This window comes from Clostridium sp. OM02-18AC (assembly GCF_003481825.1).
Lineage (GTDB): Bacteria > Bacillota > Clostridia > Lachnospirales > Lachnospiraceae > Brotaphodocola.
On the sequence record NZ_QULW01000024.1, the window covers coordinates 1 to 22809 of the forward strand.

The window sequence follows — 22809 nt, forward strand, 5'->3', positions numbered from 1 at the left end:
TTTCTTTCATACACATAGTATACTATCATACAGAAGGAAACGCAAGCAAAATCGAACAAGCTTTCGATTTTGCTTGCGTTTCAGACGCTTTCATCTCGGCAATTGAATAACCAAGGATTCCCGCTTGTTAACCTAAAAAATGAAAAAAGGACTGAACAAAACTGTTCAATCCTTGATTCTAAGCCATTTCTAATTAGTTCTCTACAGAAACGATCTCTTTCTTGTTGTAAGAACCACAAGCCTTGCAGACTCTGTGAGGCATCATCAGAGCGCCGCACTTGCTGCACTTTACTAAATTCATAGCGCTCATTTTCCAGTTAGCTCTACGTTTGTCACGTCTTGCTTTGGAAGATTTATTCTTTGGGCAGATAGACATGGTTTACACCTCCTTAAACTTTTGAAATAAATCCTGGATTACTGACATTCTTGGGTCAGGCGAACTCCGGTCACAGGAACATTCCATGTGATTAAGGTTCGCACCACATCTATTGCAAATTCCTTTGCAGTCTTCCCTGCATAATACCTTCATAGGCAGATTAAGCAATAGTTCGTTACTGAGCAACCGGTCTACATCCAGATTATAGCCGCTTACATAGGGCTGTTCATCGAGATCTTCTGTACGCTCGCTTTCGGTCTTCTCCATATCCAGTTCTTCGTCGAATTCCAGTTCAAAAAGAATGTCGACCGGCTCCAAGCATCTGTCACATGGCATCTGCAGGGTTACCTGCGCGTTGCCGGTGAGAAGAAGCTTCTTATCACCAAGATTGCGGATATGCAGCTGGACCGGACTGCGGGATACGATGTCGTATGCATCCTTGCTGGTGCAAAGCTGGTTTATATCGATATCGCACGTATAGTCTTTCTCTTTTCCGTCTACGGAAAACAGCTCTGTCAAATTAATAAGCATATTAGTCTCCTAATACGCACCTGTGTAATTATACACAGGTGCGCCGGCTTTGTCAACAAATATTTTAATTTTTTCAAAAACCAAATTATGCCTCTACCAGTCTCTTGGTCTCTCTTGCGATTGCAAGCTCTTCGTTGGTCGGGATCAGCATTACTTTGACTTTGGAATCTGCTGCGGAAATAACAGCGTTCTTTCCTCTTACATCGTTAGCCTGGTCATCGATCTTCACGCCAAGGTAGCCTAAGTACTCGCAGATAGCCTTTCTGCCTGCCTTATCGTTCTCGCCAACACCTGCGGTGAATGCGATTGCATCTACGCCGTTCATTGCTGCGGTGTAAGCACCGATGTATTTTGCTACACGGTAAACGAATGCATCCAGAGCTACTGCTGCTAAGTGGTTGCCCTCTTCCTTTGCCTTCTCGATATCACGGAAGTCGCTGGAGATGCCGCCGCTCATGCCAAGTACACCAGACTTCTTGTTGAGGATGTTTAATACCTCGTTGACGTCCTTGCCCTCTTTGTTGCAGATGAACTGTACAACAGCCGGATCGATGTCACCACTTCTGGTACCCATGATCAGACCCTCAAGAGGAGTAAGACCCATACTGGTATCTACGCATTTGCCGCCGATGGAAGCAGATACGCTTGCGCCGTTTCCTAAGTGGCAAACGATAACCTTTGCATTTTTCGGATCCAGTCCGCCGAACTTGATAGCCTCGCCAGATACGAACATATGGCTGGTGCCGTGGAAACCGTAACGACGGATGCTGTATTTCTCATAGTACTCGTGCGGGATTGCGTACAGATAAGCCTTCTCCGGCATAGCCATACCAAATCCGGTATCCCATACTGCTACGTTTGGCTTGCCCGGCATAGCTGCCTCAGCTGCCTCGATACCCATTAAGTTAGCCGGGTTATGCAGCGGTCCAAGATCAAAGCACTCACGGATTACTTTCTTAACGTCATCGTTTACAACGATGGACTCGCTGTACTTGGTACCAGCGTGCAGTACGCGGTGACCGATTGCTGCGATCTCATCGGTGCTCTTGATTACGCCGTGCTCGGCATCCTGAAGAGCTTCCATAACCATCTCGATTGCAACGGTGTGGGTCGGCATGTCTCTCTCTACGACATATTTGTCCTTGCCAGCCGGCTGATGGGTAAGCTTGGAGCCCTCGATACCGATTCTCTCGCACAGACCTTTTGCGATTACACTCTCATCGGTCATGTCGATCAGCTGGTACTTTAAGGAAGAGCTTCCGCAGTTGATAACTAAAATCTTCATAATGTGATATTCTCCTATAATACTTAACTTAAATTACTGGTTCTGGCACTGTACTGCGGTGATTGCAACAACACCTACGATATCGTCAGCAGAGCAGCCTCTGGACAGATCGTTAACCGGCTTTGCAATACCCTGGCACATCGGGCCATAAGCCTCTGCCTTGCCAAGTCTCTGAACCAGCTTGTAACCAATGTTTCCTGCATCCAGATCCGGGAATACCAGAACGTTTGCATGACCTGCAACCTTGCTGTCTGGAGCTTTGGAAGCGCCAACTTCCGGAACGATTGCTGCATCAAGCTGAAGCTCGCCGTCCAGTGCAAGCTCCGGAGCCATCTCCTTAGCCAGCTTGGTAGCCTCTACAACTTTGTCAACATCCGCATGCTTTGCGGAACCCTTGGAAGAATGGGACAGCATAGCAACCTTCGGCTCTTCGCCGGTCAGCATCTTGAAGCTCTCTGCAGAAGATACTGCGATTGCTGCTAACTCTTCCGGATTCGGATTCTGGTTCAGACCACAGTCTGCAAATACGAAAGTACCATTGCTGCCAAGATCACAGTCCGGAACTTCCATTAAGAAGAATGCGGATACCAGCTTGGTGCCCGGTTTGGTCTTGATCACCTGCAGGCACGGACGAAGGGTGTTTGCGGTAGAGTGGCAGGCACCGGAAACCATACCGTCAGCATCGCCATTCTTGATCATAAGGCAGCCATAGTAAGCGTAATCGCTTAAGATGGTCTCTTTTGCTTTCTCAGGAGTCATGCCTTTGGACTTTCTCAGCTCAACGAACAGGTCGATATACTCCTGTGTCTTCTCGTAAGTCTGCGGATTGATGATCGTAGCACCGGATACATCCAGTCCCTCGCTGTGAGCGCCGATATCCTCCGGAGTACCGATGATAACAAGGTTTGCAAGACCCTCTTTCAGAATCTTCTCTGCAGCGACCCAGGTTCTGCGGTCCATGGACTCAGGCAGTACAATTGTTTTTTTATCTGCCTTTGCTTTGGCTTTGATTACATCAATAAATCCCATAATAATACCCCTTTCATGATTTAATGCATATAGTCTTATTATATACGGATTAAAAAGCAAAAGACAAGCTGTATTTTGTATTTTTTTGCACTTTTTGTAAAACAATGAAAGGGGATTTTTCCAAAGTCCTTCTCAAAAACCTGAATCTGCATCCGTTGCAGATCAGAGTGCCTTATGATATGATTGCTTGTATTAACCGGTAGAAAAATTTCTCCAAAAACAGAAAGGATCCTGAAGTCATGTTTCCAGTCAAAGTCGCAGGCATCATTGCCGAATATAACCCATTCCACAACGGTCACCATTACCAGATTCAGGAGCTTCGCCGCCTGACCGGTGCAGACTACGTGGTCGTTGCCATGAGCGGAGATTTTGTCCAGCGGGGAGAACCTGCCATCTTTGATAAATATACCCGTACCCGCATGGCTTTATGCGGCGGCGCAGACTTAGTCGTGGAACTGCCGGTCCTGTTTGCCACCTCCAGCGCGGAGGATTTTTCCTCCTGCGGCGTGGCACTGTTAGAGAAACTTGGCGTCGATCTGCTTTGTTTTGGAAGCGAATCCGGCAATTTAAACAAGCTGCAGAATGCTGCGGAAATTCTGGTTGAGGAGCCGGAGGCATGGAAAATGCTTTTCAAAGAGCATCTAAAAAAAGGAGAAACCTACCCCACAGCCCGCAGTCTTGCCACAACCGAATACACCAAAGACCCGGAGCTTGCCGCGCTTCTTTCCTCCCCCAATAATATCCTCGCGATCGAGTATTTAAAGGCGTTGAAAAAACGAAACAGTTTGGTCACACCAGTCACCATACAAAGACAGGGAGCCGGATATCATGACGTACAATTGGAGCAGGATGAACCACGCCGCAGCGCACCAGAAAGTTCCACATCTGGTTCTGCTTCTCACCGGATTCCTATATCCAAAGCAAGACAAAATGATGCAACGCCGGCAGACACGCATTTTTTCGCATCTGCCTCTGCCATCCGAAGTCTGATCCAGAACAACGACTTTGATTCAGACGCCATCACAGAGAAGCTCCGTTCCCAGATCCCTGCTGCCGCCCTCTCTGCCCTCATTTCCGAAGGCGCACTGGACGCCCCGGTCTTTCCGGACGATCTGACAACGCTTTTGAATTTCCGTCTTCTTTCCCTGACGCAGGAGCAAAAAGGGTTCAGCACATTTTCCGATCTGTCCCCGGAGCTGGCTTCGCGTCTCACAAAGCAGGTGTTGCAGTTTCGTTCCTATACAGAACGAATCGACCACTTAAAAACCAAAGGCTACACCTACACCCGTATCAGCCGGGCGCTGCTGCATCTGCTCCTTGGCATTACCAGTGAACAGGTTTCGCATGCACGTGCGCTGGATTATGCACCGTATGCCCGCATTCTGGGGTTCCAAAAGTCCTCTGCTTTGCTTCTGTCCCACCTGCGTGAAAAGAGCCAGATTCCGCTGATCACCAAAACTGCCAATGCAGGAAAGCTTCTCACACCGGATGCCCTGGCCATTTTAGAAACGGACTTTTTTGCATCTCATCTCTATCAGGCAATACTGGCTGGTAAAGGGCGTCAGATCCGCAACGAATACACAAAATCGGTGATTATCGTGTAAAATGAAAAATCCGTCGCAGTCCCATAACCGCAGCGGATTTTTCTCTTTATTGTTATCGTTTATTTTTAGCTTTCATCAGCCTTTTCGTTCTTATCCTTGCCAAGAATTTGATACAACGTCGGTTCGATATGCAGAAACTCCAGGATCTGCTGAATTTCCTTTTCGTTGTGCTTTGGTTTTCCCTCATACACAGCCCGCAGAAGGATATTCTTCGGCGTGTGCTCCATATCGATAAATTCCAGGATCTGGGTACGGTAGCCCTGCTGCTCCAACAGCTCGGCACGGAGCGCATCGGTATAGAGTGCAGCCATCCGCTCTTTAATGAGCCCATAATGCAGCACCGGCTCCATCAGATCGTTTTTCATCTGCTTATTCAGTTCGTGCTGGCAACACGGCACCGACAGGATCACCTTTGCGCCCCAGCGCACGGCCTTCTCCAGTGCATAATCAGTCGCAGTGTCACACGCATGCAGGGTCACAACCATATCAACATGGTCCACTCCTTCATAGGAAGCAATGTCGCCATGGTAAAACTTCAGATTGTCATACCCATAATGCTCGGCCAGCTTCCCGCAGTGGCTGATGACATCTTTTTTCAAATCCAGACCGATGATGCGGATCGGATAGCCTTTCATCTCATGCAGATAGTAATACATAGCAAAGGTCAGATACGACTTTCCGCATCCAAAATCGATGATGACATTTTCCCTGGTCTTATCCAGCTTTGGCAGGATATCCTCGATAAACTCCAGGAACCGGTTGATCTGGCGGAATTTGTCGTAACGGCTTTTTACGATCTTTCCATCCTGCGTCTGCACACCAAGATCGACTAGAAACGGCACCGGATGTCCCTCCGGGATCACATACCGTTTCTGGCGGTTGTGCTGCAGTTTTTCAAGCAGTTCGGGCGGAAGGCTCGCAGCTGACGGCTTGGTCTTGGCATTTTCCGGTTTGGCCTTCCCTGCTTCCGGCTTGCCGTTCGCCTCTCCAGCCTGTATCTTCCGTTCTCTGGACTGCAGCGCCGCCTTTTCTGCCTGCAGCTTTGTTTCTCCTGCCTGCATCTTTACCGGAGGATTTTTTCTGGTTTTCACAGTCATGGTGCCCTTTTTGCTGACCAGTACCGTGGCGCTTCCCAGTTCCGACAAAACTTCCGCCTGTTTAAAGGTGCCGGAAAGCATGTCGCCTAAATAGCTTTTCAGTTCTTGTGCACCCAGATTTTTGTGAAATGCCTGGGTTTTTGTAAATTCTTCTGCCTGAAAGACCAGTGCGCCCTTGATGAGCATAGGGCGCACTTTTACTTTCTGCAGATGATCTTTTTCGGCCGGATTGCTTAAGACAAGCTGGTTCAGCCGCTCATTGATAAAATAGTCCAGCATGGACGTTAACGTTTCTTTTGCCATAATTTAAAATCATTCCGTGTTTCTGCAGCCAATGCTGCTCACACACAAGGTCAATCACCTGCAGTTATAGACAGGTTCTGTTATTAGTTCTTAAAGCTGTGGATCGGAGCCGGGATACGGCCGCCGCGGGTTACAAATTTCTCGCAGGAATATTTGTTTACCGGCATAACCGGAGCATAGCCCAAAAGACCGCCAAACTCTACCGTATCGCCCACGGTCTTTCCGATGACCGGGATCAGGCGGACTGCAGTAGTCTTCTGGTTGATCATGCCGATGGCTGCTTCATCTGCAATAATTCCTGCAATGGTCGTTGCCGGGGTATCACCCGGAATCGCGATCATGTCAAGACCTACGGAGCAGACACAGGTCATCGCCTCCAGCTTTTCAATCGTTAAAGCACCTAAGGATACGGCATCGATCATGCCCTGGTCCTCACTGACCGGGATAAATGCGCCGCTTAAGCCGCCCACATAGGAGGATGCCATGACACCGCCCTTTTTCACCTGGTCGTTTAACATCGCCAGTGCTGCTGTGGTTCCCGGTGCGCCTACACGCTCCAGACCGATTTCCTCCAGGATTTCCGCAACGCTGTCACCAACCGCCGGGGTCGGAGCCAGGGAAAGGTCGATGATGCCAAACGGAACACCAAGACGCTTGGAAGCTTCCTGTGCAACCAGCTGTCCGACACGGGTAATCTTAAATGCCGTCTTTTTGATGGTCTCACAGAGCACTTCAAAGTTCTCGCCACGTGCCTTTTCCAGTGCTACTTTTACAACACCAGGACCGCTGACGCCGACGTTGATGATCGCATCAGCCTCGGTCACACCGTGGAATGCGCCAGCCATGAACGGGTTATCGTCTGGCGCATTGCAGAATACGACCAGCTTTGCGCAGCCCAGGGAGTCATCTTCCCTGGTTGCCTCGGCCGTTTCTTTCACGATCTCGCCCATCAGGCGCACTGCATCCATGTTTAAACCGGTCTTGGTCGAGCCGACATTAATGGAGCTGCACACGCGCTCTGTCTGCGCCAGTGCCTGCGGAATGGAGCGGATCAGGTTTTCCTCAGCCGGGGTCATACCTTTGGAAACCAGTGCAGAGTAGCCGCCGATAAAGTTGACGCCAACTTCTTTTGCCGCTTTATCCAGTGTTTTTGCAATGGTCACAAAATCCTCCGGCTTTTTGCAGGCGCAGCCGCCAACCAGAGCGATCGGTGTTACCGAGATGCGCTTATTTACGATCGGTACACCGAAATCCCGCGCAATCTCTTCTCCGGTAGAAACCAGATTTTTCGCGTAGGTGGTAATTTTCTTGTAGATTTTCTCATTCAGGGCCTGCAGATCATCGTCACAGCAGTCTAACAGGCTGATTCCCATGGTAATGGTCCGAACATCCAGTTTCTCATGCTCGATCATATTGTTGGTTTCGATTACTTCAAACATATTCAGCATGGCTGTATCCTCTTTTCTTCCGTCTTGGAATCACCGGGATGCTCTGTTGGCATCCATCCGGTACTGTCCGCATTTCATTAAATACGGTGCATCTTGGTAAAGATTTCTTCGCGCTGGCACTTGATGGCTACGCCGATCTCCTCACCGACTTTTTCCAGTTCTGAAGCAATCTCGTCAAAAGAGCCTGTTGCATGCTCCATATCTGCGATCATCATCATGTTAAAATAATCCTGTACGATCGTCTGGGAAATATCCAGGATATTGACCTGTTTTTCTGCCAGATACGTACATACTCTTGCAATGATTCCTACGGTGTCTTTTCCTACAACTGTGATAATTACCTTGCTCATGTGGCTATCCTCCGTTTGTATAAAAGTATTTATGATCTACAGATTGATAATCTGCGACATTTCATCGCGTTTTGCAACCTCGATTGGAAAATCCTTCGCCTTGTATGGAGTATCCCCCTGATCAATTTCAAAGCGCACCGTCTCATAGGCGAGCGCCTCATAATTATTTTCCTTGCTTAAATGACCAAGCAAAATATGTTTTAATTTATCATTTAGAATATAGTTCAAAAGCCTTCCAGCATTCTCATTGGACAGGTGCCCATGATCCCCCAAAATACGGCGCTTTAAATAGTATGGATAAGGCCCTGTTTCCAGCATGTTCACATCGTGGTTGGCTTCTAAAAGAAGCGCATCCAGATCCTTTAAATGGTCGATGGTATACTGGTCAAAATGGCCGATATCGGTTGCCACCGCCACGTTTTTTTTCTCATGGCTCACCCGGTAAGCTACCGGATTTGCCGCATCGTGGTGGATGGAAAACGGTTCCAGTGTCAGGTCACCGATCTCAAAATCTGCATCTGGCAGGACCGGATGCAGAAGTTCCTTCGGATATTCCCCTAATTTGGTATTGGCAGCTACCTCTCTGAGTGTTTCTTCTGTTCCATAGATCGGCACATGATGTTTCCGTGCAAGCACCCCAAGTCCCTTAATGTGGTCGGAATGCTCATGCGTGATCACAACGCCGTTCAGTTCGGAGCCCTTAAGGCCAATCTCATTTAAGCCCTGCTCAATACGCTTGTTGCTGATTCCTGCGTCAACCAGGATATGCGTGTTCTCAGAACCCACATAAATGCAGTTTCCGCTGCTGCCGCTGGCAATACTTACTAATCTCATTGGTATGTTTCCTTATCTTTCTGCCGCGGCATCCGGCGGCATCTGTTTTCCCTGTTGTTTGATCTGGTCAAACATCTGACGGATCTGTTTTCTGGCATCATCGATTGGCCCACTGTTGTCGATCACGAAATCTGCCAGTTTTCCAAAGCGGCTCCGGTCTGCCTGGTTTTTCATGATATCCAGGCATTTTTTCCGGGAATAACCGCGGTTTTCCATCAGACGCCGGATACGGACTTCGTCCTCCGTGTCTACGTATACAAGATACTGGCAGATGTTGCGGCTGCGTTCATCGAACAATGCTGCCTCAACCACTACCAGATCTGCATGACTTTCCCGGATCCGACACCGGATCTCGTTCCAAGTCAGCGGATGGATCAGGGCATTCACCCGCTTTAAGGCTTCTGGATTTCCGAAGATCCGGTCCGCAAAGCGTTTCCTATCCAGCGTCCCATCCGGATTTAAGATTTCTTTTCCAAACAGACTTACCAGTCCGGTAAGTCCGGGTTGACCGGGTTCTTCCAGTTCCCGCGCCACAAGATCTGCCTGGATCACCTGCGCGCCGTAATCTTCGGAAAACAGCTCAAGGATCCGGCTTTTTCCGGCTCCTACTCCGCCGGTGAGGCCAAGTACCATCATATTAGTTGCCCATCTTCTCTCTCATTTTGGTTTCATGCTGCTGCAGAAGGGATAACAGAAGCTGTTTGGAAATACTGATATTTTCGCCATACGGGTTGATGACAAAACCCTTCAGATCATTCACCTGGCGGATCAGGATATTTCCGAAATCTTCCATGGTCATGATCAGTGCCTGATCATGGCTGCCATCCTCATTCCACTTGGAATATTCATCCATATCGGTAAATGCAAGATAGTATTTATCTCCCTGTGTATTCGTGATCTCCTCAAAACGGATCCAGGTAGACGGACCTTTTTTCTCCGTCAGGATCGTCTGCTTCTGGATTGGAGAAAGCAGATGTGCTTCCATTAAGGCTGCAGCCATATGGCTGCGGGTCAGGAAATCGTCGTGTTTTAAGACTTCCTGGAGTGCTGCTACCAGCTTTGGATTCTTGACATTTTCAGAATTCTGATTTGTATTATTCATATAAAAAACCTCTCTTAATTATAATGGCTCTCTTGCGCTCGTCCTCGAGACTTCGTCTCTCATTTCCTCGCCGTTCGCCATAAACGTGCCAGTATGTTGCTGTCCACGCAAGCGTGCCCAGCGACATACAACCCCGTTTCTGGCTCTCTTGCGCTCGTCACATTATAGCATACTTTTTGGGAGTGTTCCATAACATTTTTCCCGCAAAGAAAAAAGACCGGCTGTTTACACAGCCGATCCCAGTAATCCATAAATAACTGCTCCGACAACTCCACTGCCTAAAATTGTCTGGATTGGTCCAAGTTTTTTCTTTTGCAGCAGGCACAGAAAAATCAAGGAAAGAATGACCGCAACTACGTTGGTATTCTCACGGGTCAGCGCCTGTACTCCGCCAAGCCAGGCATTGACGGCAAGACGAATAGCTGCCGCAAGTACCATAGCTGCTACTGCCGGATGCAATCCTTTTAAAACCCCTTTTACATATCTTAAGCTGCGGTATTTATCGTAAAGGATCGCAAGCAGAATTACAATCACCATGGCAGGGAAAACGTAAGAAAGTGTCGCGATCAGGGTTCCGGGAATCCCGGCCGTTCTTGTTCCCACAAACGAGGCAATGTTGATTCCAAGCGGTCCCGGTGTCATCTCGGCAATCGAAATGATATCGGTAAATTCTGTATCAGTCAGCCAGTGCTGCATGGTAACCACACGGCTGCGGATCAGTTCCATGGAGGCATAGCCGCCTCCAAAACTAAACAAGCCAATCAGAAAAAATGTTTCAAACAGTTTATAATATAACATATCGCCCCTCCTTTATGCCTCTTTTGGCACATTCCGGTATTCCCACCAGGAAAGCAGTCCTCCGGCAACTCCGCATACCAGAATGATCAGAATGATATCCACCTTGAACCAGACAGCTGCAATGGCTGCGCCGATCAGCATGATCCAGGATGTCACTTTTTTATCCTTTACCACATTTTTCAGCATGCTGATGGAAACATTCATCATAACAGCGACAACGCCTGCCTGCATTCCTTTTAAGATCAGTGCAACCAGATAATTGCTGCGGAACTGAACATAGCAGGCTGACAAAATGGTCAGAATCACCATTGGAGGCAGTACCGTTCCAAAAACAGTCAAAATGGCGCCGGTAAGTCCTGCTACATGATACCCGATAATAATAGAAGTATTGACTGCCATAACACCCGGACTGGACTGTGCGATCGCAACCATGTCCATTGCCTCTTCTTCGCTGATCCAATGCAGTTCTTCCACAAATTTTTTCTGGAGCATGGAGATAATGACCATGCCGCCGCCAAAGGTACAGGCACTGATCAGAAAACACGTTTTAAACAGTGTCCAGAGCATTCTCTTGTCTTTTTTCTTTTCACTCATTACGCATCCCCCTTTTTCTTTTCGTTTGCTGCCTTTATTGTAAGCAAGGCGTACCAAAAAATCCAATACCCTTATCTTTGCATGATATAGTTTTTTTCTATATCTCATCTTCCCATATCTTGCAATCACCACCGCGGTATACTATACTTTTGTTATGATCAAAAGGAGAATTGCCATGAAACTTCTTCAGCTGAAATACTTTTTAACCATATGTGAATACAGCAATATATCCCGGGCTGCCGGCAAACTCCATGTTTCCCAGCCCAGCCTCACGGCTGCCATGAAATCCCTGGAGCAGGAATTCGGCATCACCTTGTTTCATCGCCAGAGCCGCGGTCTGATTCTGACCGAAGAAGGGGAAATTTTTCGAAAAGAAGCTGCTGCACTGATGGAACACGCCGACCTTTTTTCTGAAAAAATGATGGCAATGGGTACAAAAAAGCAGGATATCCGGCTCGGAGTTTCCCCCATGCTTTCCATCCTGCTTTTTCCTGCTTTAGTTCAATCGTTCCATCAGGCGTACCCGGATGCCCGGATTCAGATGGTTGAAAATGGTTCTGTAACCAACAAATCCATGGTTTTGGATGGCATGCTCGATGCTGCGATCATTGCATCCGATTCGCCGCCTTCCTCTGTTTATGGAAGCTGCCCACTGCTTCCGGTCCATATCTGTCTTTATCTTTCTTCCACCCATCCGTTAAGGGACCGGGCGTCGCTAACCCTGGCAGATACCACCGGAATTCCGCTTGCACTGCTGGCAGAAGATTCTTTTCTCACGACGTTTTTATACAAAATGTTTTCCAAAAAACAAATAACGCCCGATGTACTGCTCCACACAAACCAGCTGGCAGCAATCCGCCAGCTAATTAGTCTTAAAACGGCAGGCTCTTTTTTATTCGACCATGTTTTAAAAGAGGATTCTGACATTGTAAAAATTCCGGTTTCGGATCTGCCCCAGATTCAGACTTACCTGATCTGGAATACCAGTCAGCCGCAGAATGCCGGTATCCGCCATCTGATCCAGACTGCCCGTTATTTTGCATCCAGCCAGTTATTTCCTTCATGAGCTTCTACCTCAAGGGGAACCTTCAGGTCCGCCGCATGTTTCATTTTATCCGTCAAAATCTGTACCACCTGCTCCACTTCTTCCTGATGGGCTTCTACCAGAAGCTCATCGTGGACCTGCAGGACAATGCGGGAACGCAGATGCTTCTCCCGAAGTTCCCGGTCTACCGCGATCATCGCCAGTTTCATGATATCCGCGGCAGTTCCCTGGATGGGGGAATTCATGGCAACACGCTCCCCAAAGGAACGCTGCATGAAATTGCCGGATTTCAGTTCCGGGATTGGTCGTTTTCTTCCATACATGGTGGTGACATATCCCTGTTCTTTGCCAAGTTTGACCTGGTCATCCAGAAATGTTTTCACGCCCGGATACGTCTCAAAATACTTGTTGATATATTCCAGCGCCTCTTTCCGGCTGATGCTTAAATCTTCGCTCAATCCGAATGCACTGATTCCATATACAATGCCAAAGTTTACTGCTTTCGCGTTGCGGCGCTGAAGCGGCGTTACCTCAGCAAGCGGTGTATGGAATACTTCGGAAGCCGTGATGGCATGGATGTCCTGGGCATCGCGGTAGGCGTTGATCAGACGTTCATCGCCCGACATGTGCGCCAGAATGCGAAGTTCGATCTGGGAATAATCGGCATCCACGAACACATATCCATCTTCCGGCACAAATACTTTGCGGATGGCACGTCCAAGTTCCATACGGACCGGGATGTTCTGAAGGTTCGGCTCGGTGCTGCTGATGCGTCCCGTTGCAGTGATTGTCTGATTAAACTTCCCGTGGATCCGGCCGTCTTCCCGGATAAAACCAGCCAGCCCCTGCGCATAAGTCGAATTCAGCTTGGTGAGCTGACGGTATTCCAGGATTTTCTGTACCACCGGGTAATCCGGTGCCAGCTTTTCCAGCACATCTGCCGCTGTGGAATATCCGGTTTTTGTCTTCTTGCCATGCGGCAGCTGCATGCGCTCAAAAAGAATTTCCCCGAGCTGTTTTGGGGAATTGATATTAAATTTCTCCCCGGCCAGTTCATATACTTCCTGCTCCAGCGTGGCAATTTTCCCTTCCAGCTGCTCGCCGTATTGCTTTAGCTGTTCCTTGTCCACGCGGACTCCGGCCTGTTCCATATGATACAGACTGTAGATCAGCGGCATCTCCATCTCCCGGTAGAGTTTTAACATGCCCTCCTGTTCCAGACGGTCCCGCAAAACACCGGACGCTTTGTATGCCACATAAGCCATATAGCAGCCACAGATCACTGCCTCCGGCAGTTCTTCCCCAAGCGCTGCTGCCAGTGTTTTCTTTCCAAGCAGGTCTGCCCTGGACGGCACCGTCATGCCAAGGTAATCTCTCGCAAGATCATCGTACTCATACGTATCTTTTAACGGATTTAATAAGTAGCCTGCCACACCCATGTCCACAACCGCACTGCCATAATCCAGATTCAGATACGGAAGCTGGGATTTTAAATCCAGCACAGCTACCGGTTCCAAAGACGGATCCCGGTTTACGATCAATGTTTCCACATGATCACACAGATAATTCCCGGTTAAAAAGCCAGCTGCCGGAATGGTATAGATCTCCTCCTCACCCGTGCAGATGGCAAGACCTGCTACTCCGCTTTCGGAAAGGATCAGCTGGCATCCCACCTGTTTTGCAGTCAAAGCTTTTTCAAAAATCTGCTCTGCCCCGGATAGATCCTCTATACTCCAGAAATGCTCTTCGACCGAATTGCCTTCCATCTCCTGCACATCGAACCGCGCCAGAATAGACTTAAACTCCAGACGCTTCATATACTGGTATGCTTCCGGCGTATACAGATTTTCCAGTTTTGCATCCTCATAATCAAAGGCAATTGGGCAGGTGATGCAGATCTCTGCCAGTTTTTTGCTCATAACCGCCATGTCAAAATGCTCTTCCAGTGCTTTTTTTGCACGCGGCGGCTTTACTTCTTCCAAATGCGCGTACGCATTCTCAATGCTTCCATATGCCACGATCAGATTCGTGGCGGTCTTTTCTCCGATTGAAGGTACACCCGGGATATTGTCGGAAGTATCACCCATAAGCGCTTTGACATCGATAAATTCAATCGGGGTTACCTGATACTCCCGTTTTACATCTTCCGGATAATAGTCATGAATCTCCGTGGTACCGCGGCTGGTCTTCGGAATCCGGATCTTGATGTGCGCATCGGCCAGCTGTAAGAGATCACGGTCTCCCGATACCACGGAAACCTCCTCACCTTCTGCCTGGCAGCGCTTTGCCACAGTTCCCAGGATATCGTCGGCCTCATAACCGGCCATGGTCAGAATCGGAACTCCCATTGCCGTCAGTACCTCTTTCATCAGCGGAACCTGTTCTCTTAATTCCTCCGGCATCGGCTTTCTGGTGCCCTTGTAATCTGCATACATCTTGTGGCGGAAGGTCGGCTCTTTTAAGTCAAAAGCCACTGCGAGATGGTCCGCTTTTTCCTCTTCCAGTATCTTAAACATAATATTGAGGAACCCATACACCGCATTGGTATGAAGTCCCTCAGAATTTGTCAGCTCCGGCACACCATAAAACGCACGGTTTAAAATGCTGTGCCCGTCTATTAAAACCAGTTTTCCCATGGATTTTTCCTTTCCCTTATATAGAACGAATTCAGTGCTGAATCCAGATTCGAAGCTGCATCAGTAAAATGACCAGGACAGAAGCTGCATTCAGCGTATTCGCCGCATAACAGATCACCTTTCTCAAGCGCGCGGTACGTACTGTAAGCCAGGCATTCTCCATGCTTTCTTCCAGCAGACCCGGAATGTCGTAAACCCCGGTTCCCTCATCCAGCTGCTTTAAGCCTACGGAAACCGTATAATAGATTTCCAGTTCTTCCCGGCAGGCCGGACAGCTTTTTACATGCTTCAAAAACTGCTCCAGCTGCGTCTCGTCGAGCTGATGGTTGATATAAGGCATGACCATTTTTTCTGCTTCCCTGCATGAATACATTCTGTCACCTCCTGCCATCGTTTTTGTTGTTCTTCCTTTGGGTGTTCTGCACGTTTTCGCCAGTCCATACTATTCATGCATTGTTTCCGCATTCCACCATATTTTCTTCACTTTCGTTCCTGTGAATACATACCATCATACAATACTCCGCTTAATTTTTCAATTTCTTCCTCTATTTATTTTCCGTCCGATTGACTTGATTTTTATTCTTTGTTAAAATTACTTTCATTATGAAGACCGGTTTGCCGCTGCTAATTTCGTATTGCCGTGCAGGAGCATGCCCCACATACAGCCGGTCATACGAAAGGAAGGTTCCCACATGCCTAAATTAAATGAACATTATCAGGACTTAAAAGAAAGCTATCTCTTCGCGGAAATCGCTCACCGTGTCGCTGCTTACGAGGCAGCACATCCAGACAAAAAGATCATCCGCCTTGGTATCGGCGATGTTACGCTTCCGCTTGGAAGTCTTGCCATCAAAGGGCTTCATGAAGGAGTCGATGCCATGGCTTCCGCCAAAACCTTTAAAGGCTATGGTCCGGAGCAGGGCTACGAATTTCTGCGCGATGCGATTTCTGCTTACTATGCCCGTAACGGTGTTTCTGTCGATGCCGCTGACATCTTCATTTCCGATGGTGCCAAGAGTGATACCGGAAACATTTCCGAATTGTTTGACAACGACAACGTGATTCTGATTCCGGATCCGGTCTACCCGGTTTACGTGGATTCCAACATCATGAACGGAAAAAAAGTTACCTATTTATCCGGCAATGCAGAAAACAACTTTCTCCCAATGCCAGATCCGGCTGTCCATGCAGATATCATCTACCTCTGCTCCCCGAATAACCCAACCGGCGCTGTATACAATAAGGAACAGTTAAAGAAATGGGTAGATTATGCCCTGGCTAACAACGCTGTCATCCTCTTTGACTCTGCATACGAGGCATTCATCTCCGACCCAGAGCTGCCACGCAGCATCTATGCGATCGAAGGTGCAAAAAAATGCGCGATTGAGTTCTGCTCCCTGTCCAAGACTGCAGGCTTTACCGGAACCCGCTGCGGCTACACCGTAGTCCCGAGAGAACTGGTCTTCCCGGCTTCCAATGGAAAAGAGATGTCCCTGCATGCTATGTGGAACCGCAGACAGTCCACAAAATTTAACGGTACCTCCTATATCATCCAGAAAGGCGCCGCTGCCGTCTTCACGGAAGAAGGCATGGCACAGTGCCGCGAAAACATCGCCTATTACCAGGAAAATGCACTCATTATCGCAGATACCTTAAAGCGTAAAAATATCCGTTTCTTTGGCGGTATCCATTCCCCATACATCTGGTTTGAATGCCCGGATGGTATGGAATCCTGGCAGTTCTTTGACTACTTATTGGAAAATGCACAGGTAGTCGGAACCCCGGGTGCAGGCTTTGGCGAAAACGGCAAACATTACTTCCGCCTCACTTCATTCAACAATCATGAAAACACCATCGAAGCCATGAAACGTTTCGAACATTTATTTTAATCGGAAAGCTGCGAAACCATTGCTATTTATTTAAATTGTATATCCAATAACAACAAATTTTTAAAAATCCCTTGCAAAGCTCCGGCACTTATGCTACAATATTTTTTGCGTAAGTAAGCCGGCGTGGCGGAATGGCAGACGCATCAGACTCAAAATCTGACGGGGGCGACCTCGTGCCGGTTCGAGTCCGGCTGCCGGCATCCTTGGCAGGGGCAAAGAGCTTTGAACAGTTGATTTTCAGTTGTTCATGGCTCTTTCTTTTTTATTTCTTTTTATATCCAGACCTGCCAGCAATTCTTCTGCTGATTTTCCTGTCGTCTTCTTACAATATTCTTATTTCTTTTTTTCTCCTGTATTTCCGCTCCACTTTGCGTTATAATGAATGGAAGAATGTCCGGTCTGCTGTACATTCTGCTATAAAACAAAAACAGGACTCGCACAACGACTGCGAATCCATTTCTAAAATGGAGGACTTATGATACCAAAGAAATTAAAATACACCATGACCATCACCCTTCTGGCTCTTGCCACTGCTTGCCTGGCTACCGGGTGTAAAAAGAAACACGATAAAATCGATCTGTCAGGCAGTCAGGCGGCAGAATCCACCGTACAGACTGCTCCTGCAGCCACCACTGCTTCCGAAGAGAACAGCAGTGAAAATCAAACAGCACAGGAAATCACCATTGAACCGGCAATCGAACATGCCGCCGGTCAGTCCCAGGGAACTTCGGCTGGTGGTTCGGCCACAGCTTCTTCCCTGTCAGTCAAAACAGAAACCTACCAGAACGGAAATGTCTCCATTCAATATCCGGTCATTTCTGACTCCTCGGTAAACGCAGAGATCAACGCACACTTAAAAGAAAATGCGCTTTCCATCCTGAAAGCCTATGAAATCGATGAAACCAAAGATACCGTAACGATCACCTGCAAAATTCTCTCCGCAACCAAAAACCGGATCACGGTCCGCTATGAAGGCGACTGCGCAGGTCCGGACAGTATGCACCCAACCGCCGTATTCTACACCAATACCGTAAATCTGTCTTCCGGCGCCGATATCGGTCTGTCCAAGCTGGTCGATCCGTCTACTCTGGCTGCCTACGTTCTGTCCGATGACTGTACGTTTCCGGAAGCAGACGCTGAAATAGCAGCTGCCGCAAAAGAATTCCTTGCATCCATGGATCAGGCCTATTATACCGATCTGTTCCAGCATGCAGATTTCCCATACAGCGGCACATTCCCGGAATGTTTCAGTTACGAGTTTGAAGGTTCTGTCTATGTCTCCCTTCCAGTTGCCCATGCAATCGGAGATTATATTCTGGCGGTTTACACCCCGGAAAATAAATAAAAGAAAGACGAGGATTTTATCTTATGGAAAACGTAACCATCTTTACCCACCCGCTGATCCAGCACAAAATTTCAATTCTGCGGAATAAAAACACCGGAACCAACGAATTCCGCGCCCTTATTGAGGAAATTGCCATGCTCATGGGCTACGAAGCCTTGCGCGATCTTCCTACTGAAGAGGTCGAAGTCGAAACACCGATTGAAACCTGCATGACTCCTATGATTGCCGGAAAGAAACTGGCAATTGTCCCGATTCTCCGCGCCGGTCTCGGTATGGTAAACGGCATTCTGGCACTGGTTCCAAGCGCGAAAGTCGGACACATCGGTCTTTACCGCGACGAGGAAACCCACGAGCCTCACGAATATTACTGCAAGCTTCCAACCCCGATCGACCAGAGAACGATCGTTGTCACTGACCCGATGCTGGCAACCGGCGGTTCCGCTGTTGCTGCTGTCGATTTCATCAAACAGCACGGAGGAAAACACATCAAATTCATGGCGGTCATTGCAGCTCCGGAAGGATTAAAACGCCTGCATGAAGCGCATCCGGATATTCAGATCTATGTTGGACACTTAGACCGCTGCTTAAATGAAAACGCGTACATCTGCCCGGGTCTCGGCGATGCCGGAGACCGGATTTTCGGAACCAAATAACCATTTGATTCACTTTAATAGGGCCGTGTGAGTTGCCTTTCGGCAACTCACACGGTCCTTGTCATATACTTATATTGTTATTTACTGTCTTTTCGCAACTTCACCCTGCTGTTTGTAGATGGAATCTGCGTCAACTGCAGTACGTACGCTGGAAAGCGGGTAAACGCTGCTGTTCTTTCCGATCACGGTTCCAGGATTCAGAACGGAACCGCAGCCGATCTCAACATGGTCACCGATCATTGCACCAAATTTCTTCAAACCGGTCTCGATGTCACCGTCCTCGGCATGTACTTTCACCAGAGCTTTGTCAGAGCGGACATTGGAGGTAATGGAGCCGGCACCCATATGCGCCTTATATCCTAAAATAGAATCCCCTACGTAATTGTAATGCGGTACCTGTACACCGTCAAACAGGATGACATTTTTCAGCTCGGTAGAGTTTCCTACGACTGCACCCTTACCAACAATAACTTTACCGCGGATAAATGCACAGTGACGTACTTCTGCCTCCGGTCCGATGATAGTCGGAGCGATGATTCCTGCAGTCGGTGCAATGTGAGCGGATTTGTGGATCCAGATTCCCTCTGCCGGATTTGCATACTCTTCTTTCGGCAGCGTTGCGCCCAGACGTTCTACAAAATCACCAATATGCGCCAGAGCTTCCCATGGATACGTGAACTGTTCCAGCAATTCGCTTGCCATTGTGTTCTCCAGGCTATACAGATCGCGGATCTTCATTTCTTCTTTTTTCATGATCATTTCCTCTTTTCTTTATTAATATATCTTCACCTGTCCCCGTAAGGGAAGATGATTGTTTGTTCCTGCATGCAGACAGAAATTTTCTGAACGGAAAATTCCGTTTTTTACTTCTTTTTGTAATTCTGCCCGGCTGCTTCAAAGTATTCCCGCAGCTGATACTGGTTATTTAAACGCAGCACGCCGTATGTCCGGCCAGCCACAAAGCGTTCCAGTTTTTCCATATATTCATCCGGCGTAATCGAGCCTTCTGCCACATAAGTCAGACCTTTTTCCCAGCTAGCCGTCAGTTCCGGATTTAACAACTGGCGAATGGATGCACTTACCACATCAAAAACCAGCTCGCCAAGAAGCGTAGGGGTAATGATCTGGGTTTTCCCATTCAGAGTCAGATATTTGATATTGACCAGTTTCTTCAGGATTTCCGCACGGGTCGCACTGGTGCCGATACCGCTTCCCTTAATCTGCGCCCGGAGGTCTTCATCTTCGATGAGCTGACCTGCATTTTCCATCGCCAGAATCATGGATCCGGAAGAATAACGCTTGGGCGGGGATGTTTCTCCCTCCTTGATGGCAAATCCTTCTACCGGGAGTGTCATCCCCTTCTTTAAGGATGCCAGCATAGCAATGAATGCCGGATTCTCCAGATCTTTTTTGTTGGTTTCGGATTCCTCTTTGTCATCGCCTTCCCCTTCCGGACTCTGACCAGACGATATAGAGGTATCGTCTGCCTTCTTCCGCTTTGCCACCTCAGCCACTTTCAAATACCCTGGTTCCGTAAGTACCCGGAAGCTGGTAAAAAAGTGTTCCTGTCCGCAGGTCAGCTCCAGCGCGTATTTCTGGTAAACAGCCGCCGGATAAAACACACTTAAAAATCTTCGCGCAATGACTTCATAAATTTTCAGAGACAACGGAGACAGGCTGCGCATAGCGCCAAACCCCTGTCCGGTCGGCACGATCGCATAATGGTCTGTGATCTGTTTATCATTGACATAACGTGTCTTTGCAATTCCCTGATAAGAACCCTGATCCAGAATTTCCTGGGCAAAGGCTTTTACCGGTTCAAAATTGCGCAGTCCTCCGATGTTTTTCGTGATTTCCTTTGCCACTGCGGTAGAAAGGACACGGGCATCGGTTCTCGGATAAGTCACCAGTTTTTTCTCATACAGCTCCTGCACAACCTTTAACGTCTCATCCGGACTGATCTTAAACATTTTGGAGCAGTCGTTCTGAAGCTCTGCCAGGTTATAAAGAAGCGGCGGATTCTTGGTCTCCTTCTTCCGCTCTACTTTACTTAACACGCCAACAAGAGGATCGTTTGCTTTCAACTGACCGATCAGGCATTCCGCATCCTCTCTCTTTTTGAATCCGTTTTCCTTATAAAGCTTTGGAGACTGAAAATAGCGGGAACCATCCACGCTTCTCCACTCTGCATCAAACTTCATATCCTGGGACAAAAATGTCCCGATCACCCGGTAAAATGGAGTCTTGACAAAGTCCCGGATTTCCCGTTCCCGGCGCACCACCATACCAAGCACACAGGTCATAACACGCCCGACGGAAAGCACCGTCCGGTCTGCCTTTAAAAAGGAAGAGATCGACGGACCATACTTTAACGTCAGCAGGCGGGAAAAATTAATTCCCATCAGATAATCTTCCTTTGCACGGAGATACGCCGAAGCCGCCAGATTGTCATACTCGCTCCAATCCTTTGCCTCACGAATGCCGCGCAGGATTTCCTCTTCTGTCTGGGAATCGATCCAGACGCGTTTGCGGGTTTTTCCCTTTACACCGGCCATCTGATCCACCAGGCGGTAAATGTACTCTCCTTCCCGTCCAGAGTCCGTACAGATATAAATGGTATCCACATCCGGCCGGTTTAACAGACGGCTGACGATTGAAAACTGTTTGGACACACCATCGATCACCTGATATTTAAACTCCTTTGGCAAAAATGGCAGTGTCTGCAGACTCCACCGTTTCAGCGCCGGGTCATAAGCCTCCGGATAGCTCATTGTAACCAGATGTCCCACACACCAGGTTACAATCGCAGTATCGGACTCAATATAACCGTCCGACCGTCGCGCAGAAATCTTGAGTGCATCCGCAAACTGCTGGGCTACACTTGGTTTTTCCGCGATGTATAATGATTTTCCCATAAAATCAGGATTCCTTTCTATGTAATCAGCAGACGCGCCACTGGCGCTTCCTCGATATGCAATGCAACAAGAACAGGCGCACGCAATCCGCGGCGCCCGTAACTGATTATTGCTTAATGCTGTTTCTGAATATAATTCTGATAAGCCAGTGTAGTTGCCAGATCAGCATGCCCCAGCATGATCTGCACCGCCTGGATATCTGCCCCGCTGTTGATCAAATGCGCAGCAAAAGAATGGCGCAGCGTATGGGGGGTGATATCTGCCTGAATACCGGCCTTATCGCCATAATATTTTATAATTTTCCAAAATCCCTGTCTGGACATCTGTTTTCCGCTACAGTTTGTAAAAAGCCAGGAAGACTCATTTCCCTTTAAAAGTTCCGGTCTTGCCCGGTCAAGATAAGCCTGCAGATACTGATTTACCTTTCTGTCAAAGGGAATCACACGTTCCTTCTCCTCATCCCGGCAGGTGAGGAATCCAACAGACAGATTCACATCCTGGAGTTTTAAGCCGATCAGTTCAGAAACCCGGATCCCCGTTGCATAAAGAAGCTCCAGCATCGCCTTGTCACGTACTTCTTTTGCGCCCGATCCCTCCGGCTGCTCCAGCAAACGGTTTACCTCTTCTACCGAAAGGATCACCGGAATTTTTTTTTCAATTTTGGGTGTCTTTAAGAGTTCTGCCGGATCTCTGCGAATATTTCCTTCCATGAGTTCATAATGGAAAAATGCCTTGGTCGATGCAAGGATGCGGGAGATCGTCGTGGTGGCCTTTCCCTTGCGCTGCAAGTATGAAATATAGGAATTCAGGCTGGTTTTCGTCACCCTGGATGGTTCTTCGATTCCCTGCCGTTCCAGATATTCCCTAAGCTGTCTTAAGTCTCTCTGGTAAGATACTACCGTATTTCTGGATGACTGTTTTACATCCTCAAGATAATGGATAAAAGCCTCAATTTCTGTCGTCATGTTCTTAAAA

General features: G+C 48.1%; 22 protein-coding genes and 1 tRNA gene. 6 read left to right on the top strand and 17 right to left on the bottom strand.

From position 1 onward, the window contains the following. Positions 1-193 precede the first annotated feature (193 nt). The 4 genes from rpmF to pta all read right to left on the bottom strand — a co-directional run bounded on the left by rpmF (position 194) and on the right by pta (position 3221). Positions 194-376, bottom strand: a complete 183-nt coding sequence (gene rpmF, locus DXB18_RS14390; protein WP_118540788.1) for a 50S ribosomal protein L32 — start codon at positions 374-376, stop codon at positions 194-196. A 3-nt stretch (positions 377-379) separates the two neighbouring features. Then, the gene (locus DXB18_RS14395) at positions 380-907 is read right to left on the bottom strand and encodes a DUF177 domain-containing protein (RefSeq protein WP_118708583.1); all 528 of its coding nucleotides are present in this window, start codon (positions 905-907) and stop codon (positions 380-382) included. A gap of 85 nt (positions 908-992) precedes the next feature. After that, positions 993-2192, bottom strand: coding sequence for an acetate kinase (locus DXB18_RS14400; protein WP_118708585.1), 1200 nt, complete (start codon positions 2190-2192; stop codon positions 993-995). Between the two features lie 33 nt (positions 2193-2225). After that, on the bottom strand, positions 2226-3221 hold the full coding sequence (pta, locus tag DXB18_RS14405) for a phosphate acetyltransferase (RefSeq protein WP_118540793.1): 996 nt from the start codon (positions 3219-3221) through the stop codon (positions 2226-2228). A 239-nt stretch (positions 3222-3460) separates the two neighbouring features. On the opposite strand from pta, the gene DXB18_RS14410 reads away from it, so the two are divergent. Beyond that, entirely contained in the window at positions 3461-4825 is a 1365-nt protein-coding gene (locus tag DXB18_RS14410; RefSeq protein WP_118708587.1) for a nucleotidyltransferase family protein, read from the top strand. Between the two features lie 65 nt (positions 4826-4890). Here DXB18_RS14410 and DXB18_RS14415 read toward each other — a convergent pair whose 3' ends face one another. The 8 genes from DXB18_RS14415 to DXB18_RS14450 form a co-directional block, all read right to left on the bottom strand. Beyond that, positions 4891-6225 carry an SAM-dependent methyltransferase gene (locus DXB18_RS14415; RefSeq protein WP_118708589.1) on the bottom strand — a complete coding sequence of 445 codons (1335 nt, stop codon included), beginning with the start codon at positions 6223-6225 and terminating at the stop codon, positions 4891-4893. A gap of 83 nt (positions 6226-6308) precedes the next feature. Beyond that, on the bottom strand, positions 6309-7673 hold the full coding sequence (locus tag DXB18_RS14420) for a PFL family protein (protein ID WP_118540799.1): 1365 nt from the start codon (positions 7671-7673) through the stop codon (positions 6309-6311). 77 nt (positions 7674-7750) lie between these two features. Then, the gene (locus tag DXB18_RS14425) at positions 7751-8023 is read right to left on the bottom strand and encodes an ACT domain-containing protein (protein ID WP_118708591.1); all 273 of its coding nucleotides are present in this window, start codon (positions 8021-8023) and stop codon (positions 7751-7753) included. Positions 8024-8059: 36 nt separating this feature from the next. Continuing rightward, positions 8060-8857 (bottom strand): MBL fold metallo-hydrolase, encoded by a 798-nt coding sequence (locus tag DXB18_RS14430; RefSeq protein WP_118708593.1) that lies wholly within the window; start codon positions 8855-8857, stop codon positions 8060-8062. A 12-nt stretch (positions 8858-8869) separates the two neighbouring features. Continuing rightward, positions 8870-9493, bottom strand: a complete 624-nt coding sequence (gene coaE / locus DXB18_RS14435; protein WP_118708595.1) for a dephospho-CoA kinase — start codon at positions 9491-9493, stop codon at positions 8870-8872. A gap of 1 nt (position 9494) precedes the next feature. After that, complete coding sequence (locus DXB18_RS14440) at positions 9495-9959, bottom strand: SseB family protein (RefSeq protein WP_118540807.1); 465 nt, start codon at positions 9957-9959, stop codon at positions 9495-9497. A gap of 225 nt (positions 9960-10184) precedes the next feature. Further along, positions 10185-10757: a chromate transporter gene (locus DXB18_RS14445; protein WP_118540809.1), complete on the bottom strand. Its 573-nt coding sequence runs from the start codon at positions 10755-10757 to the stop codon at positions 10185-10187. Positions 10758-10769: 12 nt separating this feature from the next. After that, a complete protein-coding gene (locus tag DXB18_RS14450; protein ID WP_118708597.1) occupies positions 10770-11351 on the bottom strand; it encodes a chromate transporter in 582 nt (193 codons plus the stop codon). Between the two features lie 175 nt (positions 11352-11526). Between DXB18_RS14450 and DXB18_RS14455 the strand changes: the two genes are divergently transcribed. Further along, the gene (locus DXB18_RS14455) at positions 11527-12417 is read left to right on the top strand and encodes a LysR family transcriptional regulator (RefSeq protein ID WP_182430602.1); all 891 of its coding nucleotides are present in this window, start codon (positions 11527-11529) and stop codon (positions 12415-12417) included. On the opposite strand, the gene polA is transcribed toward DXB18_RS14455, so the two are convergent. Next, positions 12384-15032, bottom strand: a complete 2649-nt coding sequence (gene polA / locus DXB18_RS14460) for a DNA polymerase I (protein ID WP_118708601.1) — start codon at positions 15030-15032, stop codon at positions 12384-12386. The genes DXB18_RS14455 and polA overlap by 34 nt on opposite strands. A 31-nt stretch (positions 15033-15063) precedes the next feature. After that, positions 15064-15405, bottom strand: coding sequence for a zf-HC2 domain-containing protein (locus DXB18_RS14465; protein WP_118708603.1), 342 nt, complete (start codon positions 15403-15405; stop codon positions 15064-15066). 319 nt (positions 15406-15724) lie between these two features. On the opposite strand from DXB18_RS14465, the gene DXB18_RS14470 reads away from it, so the two are divergent. From DXB18_RS14470 to upp, 4 genes are all read left to right on the top strand, one after another. After that, positions 15725-16921 (top strand): LL-diaminopimelate aminotransferase, encoded by a 1197-nt coding sequence (locus DXB18_RS14470; protein WP_118540819.1) that lies wholly within the window; start codon positions 15725-15727, stop codon positions 16919-16921. A gap of 117 nt (positions 16922-17038) precedes the next feature. After that, positions 17039-17121 (top strand) — tRNA-Leu (locus DXB18_RS14475). 275 nt (positions 17122-17396) lie between these two features. Next, positions 17397-18266, top strand: coding sequence for a hypothetical protein (locus tag DXB18_RS14485; RefSeq protein WP_118708607.1), 870 nt, complete (start codon positions 17397-17399; stop codon positions 18264-18266). A gap of 23 nt (positions 18267-18289) precedes the next feature. Further along, positions 18290-18919 carry a uracil phosphoribosyltransferase gene (gene upp, locus DXB18_RS14490; RefSeq protein WP_118540825.1) on the top strand — a complete coding sequence of 210 codons (630 nt, stop codon included), beginning with the start codon at positions 18290-18292 and terminating at the stop codon, positions 18917-18919. Between the two features lie 81 nt (positions 18920-19000). Here upp and DXB18_RS14495 read toward each other — a convergent pair whose 3' ends face one another. The 3 genes from DXB18_RS14495 to xerA all read right to left on the bottom strand — a co-directional run bounded on the left by DXB18_RS14495 (position 19001) and on the right by xerA (position 22799). Then, positions 19001-19672 (bottom strand): UDP-N-acetylglucosamine pyrophosphorylase, encoded by a 672-nt coding sequence (locus tag DXB18_RS14495; RefSeq protein WP_118708609.1) that lies wholly within the window; start codon positions 19670-19672, stop codon positions 19001-19003. A gap of 110 nt (positions 19673-19782) precedes the next feature. Further along, positions 19783-21834 carry a DNA topoisomerase gene (locus DXB18_RS14500; RefSeq protein WP_118708611.1) on the bottom strand — a complete coding sequence of 684 codons (2052 nt, stop codon included), beginning with the start codon at positions 21832-21834 and terminating at the stop codon, positions 19783-19785. A 113-nt stretch (positions 21835-21947) separates the two neighbouring features. Continuing rightward, positions 21948-22799, bottom strand: a complete 852-nt coding sequence (xerA, locus tag DXB18_RS14505) for a site-specific tyrosine recombinase/integron integrase (protein WP_118708613.1) — start codon at positions 22797-22799, stop codon at positions 21948-21950. Positions 22800-22809 lie beyond the last annotated feature (10 nt).

Excerpts from the sequence above, each read along its gene's own strand:
- rpmF (WP_118540788.1), bottom strand. The coding sequence starts at position 376 with ATGTCTATCTGCCCAAAGAATAAATCTTCCAAAGCAAGACGTGACAAA.
- DXB18_RS14395 (WP_118708583.1), bottom strand. The coding sequence starts at position 907 with ATGCTTATTAATTTGACAGAGCTGTTTTCCGTAGACGGAAAAGAGAAA.
- DXB18_RS14400 (WP_118708585.1), bottom strand. The coding sequence starts at position 2,192 with ATGAAGATTTTAGTTATCAACTGCGGAAGCTCTTCCTTAAAGTACCAG.
- pta (WP_118540793.1), bottom strand. The coding sequence starts at position 3,221 with ATGGGATTTATTGATGTAATCAAAGCCAAAGCAAAGGCAGATAAAAAA.
- DXB18_RS14410 (WP_118708587.1), top strand. The coding sequence starts at position 3,461 with ATGTTTCCAGTCAAAGTCGCAGGCATCATTGCCGAATATAACCCATTC.
- DXB18_RS14415 (WP_118708589.1), bottom strand. The coding sequence starts at position 6,225 with ATGGCAAAAGAAACGTTAACGTCCATGCTGGACTATTTTATCAATGAG.
- DXB18_RS14420 (WP_118540799.1), bottom strand. The coding sequence starts at position 7,673 with ATGCTGAATATGTTTGAAGTAATCGAAACCAACAATATGATCGAGCAT.
- DXB18_RS14425 (WP_118708591.1), bottom strand. The coding sequence starts at position 8,023 with ATGAGCAAGGTAATTATCACAGTTGTAGGAAAAGACACCGTAGGAATC.
- DXB18_RS14430 (WP_118708593.1), bottom strand. The coding sequence starts at position 8,857 with ATGAGATTAGTAAGTATTGCCAGCGGCAGCAGCGGAAACTGCATTTAT.
- coaE (WP_118708595.1), bottom strand. The coding sequence starts at position 9,493 with ATGATGGTACTTGGCCTCACCGGCGGAGTAGGAGCCGGAAAAAGCCGG.
- DXB18_RS14440 (WP_118540807.1), bottom strand. The coding sequence starts at position 9,959 with ATGAATAATACAAATCAGAATTCTGAAAATGTCAAGAATCCAAAGCTG.
- DXB18_RS14445 (WP_118540809.1), bottom strand. The coding sequence starts at position 10,757 with ATGTTATATTATAAACTGTTTGAAACATTTTTTCTGATTGGCTTGTTT.
- DXB18_RS14450 (WP_118708597.1), bottom strand. The coding sequence starts at position 11,351 with ATGAGTGAAAAGAAAAAAGACAAGAGAATGCTCTGGACACTGTTTAAA.
- DXB18_RS14455 (WP_182430602.1), top strand. The coding sequence starts at position 11,527 with ATGAAACTTCTTCAGCTGAAATACTTTTTAACCATATGTGAATACAGC.
- polA (WP_118708601.1), bottom strand. The coding sequence starts at position 15,032 with ATGGGAAAACTGGTTTTAATAGACGGGCACAGCATTTTAAACCGTGCG.
- DXB18_RS14465 (WP_118708603.1), bottom strand. The coding sequence starts at position 15,405 with ATGTATTCATGCAGGGAAGCAGAAAAAATGGTCATGCCTTATATCAAC.
- DXB18_RS14470 (WP_118540819.1), top strand. The coding sequence starts at position 15,725 with ATGCCTAAATTAAATGAACATTATCAGGACTTAAAAGAAAGCTATCTC.
- DXB18_RS14485 (WP_118708607.1), top strand. The coding sequence starts at position 17,397 with ATGATACCAAAGAAATTAAAATACACCATGACCATCACCCTTCTGGCT.
- upp (WP_118540825.1), top strand. The coding sequence starts at position 18,290 with ATGGAAAACGTAACCATCTTTACCCACCCGCTGATCCAGCACAAAATT.
- DXB18_RS14495 (WP_118708609.1), bottom strand. The coding sequence starts at position 19,672 with ATGAAAAAAGAAGAAATGAAGATCCGCGATCTGTATAGCCTGGAGAAC.
- DXB18_RS14500 (WP_118708611.1), bottom strand. The coding sequence starts at position 21,834 with ATGGGAAAATCATTATACATCGCGGAAAAACCAAGTGTAGCCCAGCAG.
- xerA (WP_118708613.1), bottom strand. The coding sequence starts at position 22,799 with ATGACGACAGAAATTGAGGCTTTTATCCATTATCTTGAGGATGTAAAA.